Here is a 3722-nt window from a genome sequence, read left to right on the forward strand (position 1 = left end):
AAAGCAAGAGCGATCATGAACAGTCTGAAGCTGGACTTCAACTGTATTTATGAAGAAAAAGATGCCATAGGTAAGCGTTACCGCCGTCAGGATGCCATAGGTACACCGTTCTGTCTGACCATTGACCACCAGACTTTGGAAGACGATACGGTGACCATCCGTCACCGCGATACCATGGAGCAACAGCGCATCGAGATCAAAGATTTGTTTGACATCATTGGCAACAAAGTAAGCTGGAAGAATTTACTGAGGTAAGCTGAATTGCATTGAAATAAGCTAAATTCCAAAACAGCCGCATACAGAAACATATTTTAACGATGAGCCGATTAGCCAACCTAATCGGCTCATTTTTGTTTTTATCGCTTTAGCAGCATTACAATTTCAGGTCATAAGACACACTGCGCCCCGCTCCGGTCGCCAGCAGCACGCCCATCTCCGCCAGTTCCTGCAGATCACGGGTTGCGGTTGCTTTAGAGGTCCTGGTTATTGAGATGTATTTCTTGGCCGTCATCCCACCTTTAAACCCATCGAAACCCGCATCAAGCATTTTATTAACTGCTTTCAGCTGCCGTTCATTTAACCGGCCTGCGTACTGATCAAAAAACCTAGTCCTTATCAGCGTAAAATTCACAAGGGACTTCGCCTCACGCTGAGCCGCCAGCGCTGTGGATACAAAATACTCCAGCCATTCAGAAATCTCGTTGTCCTGTTGCGCCATTTCCAATGCTTTATAATAACTGCTTTTATTGGCCTCGATGCTCTTAGAAAGACTCAGCATAACTGGTCTGCCCAGTGTCTGCGACAATGCCTTTTCTGCGATGGCCCTTCCGATACGTCCGTTCCCATCTTCAAAAGGATGAATGGATTCGAAATATAAATGGGCAATAGCCGCCCTCACGGGCGCACTGCTGATTTCCTGGCCACCACCGGGAGCCGTCGCATTGAACCAATTAATAAACTGTTTCATCTCTTGCGGAACAACCGAAGAGGGAGGTGCCTGAAAGTGGATCTTTTCGCGGCCAATGCTCCCCGATATGACCTGCATAGGTTCATCGCCTGTGCGCCATTGCCCTGTTTTAATGCCTTTCATTGCATCCAGCAGCAAAATGTGCCATTCCCATAGCTTTTCTTTAGTGAGCTCCTCTTTATATGAATTTCTGAGGTCAACCATCAGCTTCCCGATGCCGGCAGCTTTTTGATCATGTACGATCTCCGGAACTGCCATCAGGCCAAGGTTATTTTTTATCGAAGACATGACATCCTGCCTGCTCAAAAACTCTCCTTCTATTTCAGAGGTTTTAATTGCTTCCGAAATCATCGTTTGTAGCAAGGCCTCTTGCTGCACATCATCAGGAAGCGCCTTTAATATTCCCCTGACTTCACCTGTTTCCAGTGCAAAATCGTATAACATACCTTCAATACCTTTGAAAGAATATCTAAAATTTGGCCAGTTCTGAAGTTCCCAATTGTATTTCATTAGCCGATTAAATTTACTAATCGGCTCAAATATAAGCAAAAAATGAGCCGATTAGTAAATTTAATCGGCTCACCATTCATATTTCTTACCAAACTCTATAATGCTATTCATGATTTACCCTGACATTCGTTTTTAAGCATTTCCTCAAACCGGCTTTGACTTATAGAATAAGGCTTCATCTTTTCGTCTGAATAATCTACAGCAGTATCAATCACAAAATACTGAGGGTCGTGTCCATCAGGTTGACCCATAGTATCGAGTGGGTGCTGTATAATATAAATGTGATTGCTGCATTTCAAATAAGCAATCACGTCTTCTTTAATCACCGAAAACATGAGGTTGTTGTCATCCAAATAAATCAAACACAAATCATTTGTATCAAATGACGACAGTAAGAAATGATTGTCTATTTTAACCTGGCGCTTACATCCGGAAAACAGTATCAATAACAGTACTAAACTTATGTAACCTTTCATATTAGCAAAATATACTACCCTGGCACACTGAATCTCCCCAAATACTGACTATCAGACTGCCTGCTCCTATCCGCTGCGACAAAACCAATATAAACATCCAGTTCCTTGCCTTTAAAGTAATTGGGCAGATCAATAGTCAGCGTACCATCCTTGCGGAATGGGCCATCAAGTATCAACGATTTACTTTTATACTCCACCGTATCGTAGATTAGCAGCATGAGCTGATCTGACTTGATCTGATAAGGCAGGTCAGCCGCATTCCAGTCGATACGCATTTGGAGCGGCTCAACAAGCGTAACTGCCGGATCGACCGCAACCGGCAGATCACCGCCACTGAACCTGAACAAAGCAGGATCGATATAAAAACCTGCATCATCAGAAACCAGCGCCATTTTACGGGTGTAGGCCACGGCAGCTCTGAATCCTCCCGTTTTAGTATAGTAGTTCTTGAAACCAACCCTCAGCAGGTCTTTTAAATCTTCCAGGTAATCCTGTACAAGTTTAAATTTCTTCTGGTTCAGCCGCTCCGCATCCGTATATGTTTTTTTACGGGGCAAACCCCGCATGTACGCTTCATCACCAATCATATAGCCCACCACGGCTCCCGCCTTACCACTAAATGCGCCTAAGATTCCATTTTTTATTCTTGCCATTTTTTGTAATTTTATTGCTGACTTCCTGCCACTCCCCTGACTGGCACCTCTTCAATCATTGCCATATAAAAATACGGAAAACAGATAATTAATATGTCATTATAAGATAATAATTATATCAATGACCCTGTTATCACCCTGTTAAGACCCTGTTACTACCTTGTCCAAATATGGTTACCCGTAAACTATATAGCTAGCTGACCTTATCAGTCTACCGCTCTGGCCTGGCTTTTGCATACCCAGAAACATGAAGCATTTTATTTTCAGTATTGTATTTTCCCTTTCTTCTTTTTTGCTTTCGGCAATGAGCAGCAGCACCACTAAGGTCAGCGATAAAAATCATGCTGCGCTGCCTAACCGTGAAGGCTGGTCCAAAGAAGAACTGACACTGGCCAACACCGCCGGCGATAAAAAATACCTGACGGCTGAAGAGCGTGATTTTATCATGTATACCAATCTGATCCGGATGGACGGAGAGAAGTTCTTCAATACTTTTTTCCAGGATTATGTTGATGTGCACAACAAACGAATGGCCCAGTATGCCAATTACAATTCACTAAAGATCAGCCGGACGGACAAATACTACAAAAGCCTGGAAAAGGATTTGAAGGACGTCAAAGAATTACCGGTATTCTGGCCGGATGAAGCCCTGAGCTGGGTAGCCAGACAGCATGCGAAGGATATGAACAGGTACAACTACGCCGAACACCAGTCGCGCGACGGACGCTCTGCCAAAGACCGGATCAGCCAGATGTACCCAAGACGGGCAATGGGCGAAAACCTGTCATTTGGTTTTGCTACGGGCCTTGGCAATGCCTGTATGCTGCTGCTGGACAAGGGTGTTTCTAATCTCGGACATAGAAAGCTGATACTGGATACTTCTTATGAGCTCAATTTCGTAGGCGTAAGCATACAGCCCCACAAGGGTTACAAATACTGCGCAGTAATGGATTTTGTAGCCCTGCCAAAATAACATCTATAAGCAGATATCCGGCTAATCGCCGGTATACCACTGATGTTTGTCGATCCTTGTAATTTCCGGTTTTCCGATATTGTTCAAAAAACGCCTGGCACCAACGATAGTGGGCACTTGTAAACGGTCATAATTTGCGGCTT

5 protein-coding genes are annotated in these 3722 nt (G+C 44.1%); 2 read left to right on the plus strand and 3 right to left on the minus strand.

Annotated features, from left to right (window positions below):
- On the plus strand, nt 1–255 hold a 255-nt coding region (locus VK541_RS25365; RefSeq protein ID WP_324373451.1), incomplete at its 5' end, for a His/Gly/Thr/Pro-type tRNA ligase C-terminal domain-containing protein.
- Nucleotides 256–373: 118 nt separating this feature from the next.
- Here VK541_RS25365 and VK541_RS25370 read toward each other — a convergent pair.
- The 3 genes from VK541_RS25370 to VK541_RS25380 all read right to left on the minus strand — a co-directional run bounded on the left by VK541_RS25370 (nt 374) and on the right by VK541_RS25380 (nt 2606).
- Nucleotides 374–1477, minus strand: a complete 1104-nt coding sequence (locus tag VK541_RS25370; protein WP_324373452.1) for a Fic family protein — start codon at nt 1475–1477, stop codon at nt 374–376.
- Between the two features lie 107 nt (nt 1478–1584).
- Nucleotides 1585–1953 carry a hypothetical protein gene (locus VK541_RS25375; RefSeq protein ID WP_324373453.1) on the minus strand — a complete coding sequence of 123 codons (369 nt, stop codon included), beginning with the start codon at nt 1951–1953 and terminating at the stop codon, nt 1585–1587.
- A gap of 14 nt (nt 1954–1967) precedes the next feature.
- Entirely contained in the window at nt 1968–2606 is a 639-nt protein-coding gene (locus tag VK541_RS25380) for a DUF6266 family protein (protein ID WP_324373454.1), read from the minus strand.
- Nucleotides 2607–2853: 247 nt separating this feature from the next.
- Here VK541_RS25380 and VK541_RS25385 point away from each other — a divergent pair, with 247 nt between their 5' ends.
- A complete protein-coding gene (locus tag VK541_RS25385) occupies nt 2854–3579 on the plus strand; it encodes a CAP domain-containing protein (protein ID WP_324373455.1) in 726 nt (241 codons plus the stop codon).
- Nucleotides 3580–3722 lie beyond the last annotated feature (143 nt).

Origin of the sequence: Pedobacter sp. (assembly GCF_035317785.1) — a bacterium.
GTDB lineage: Bacteria > Bacteroidota > Bacteroidia > Sphingobacteriales > Sphingobacteriaceae > Pedobacter.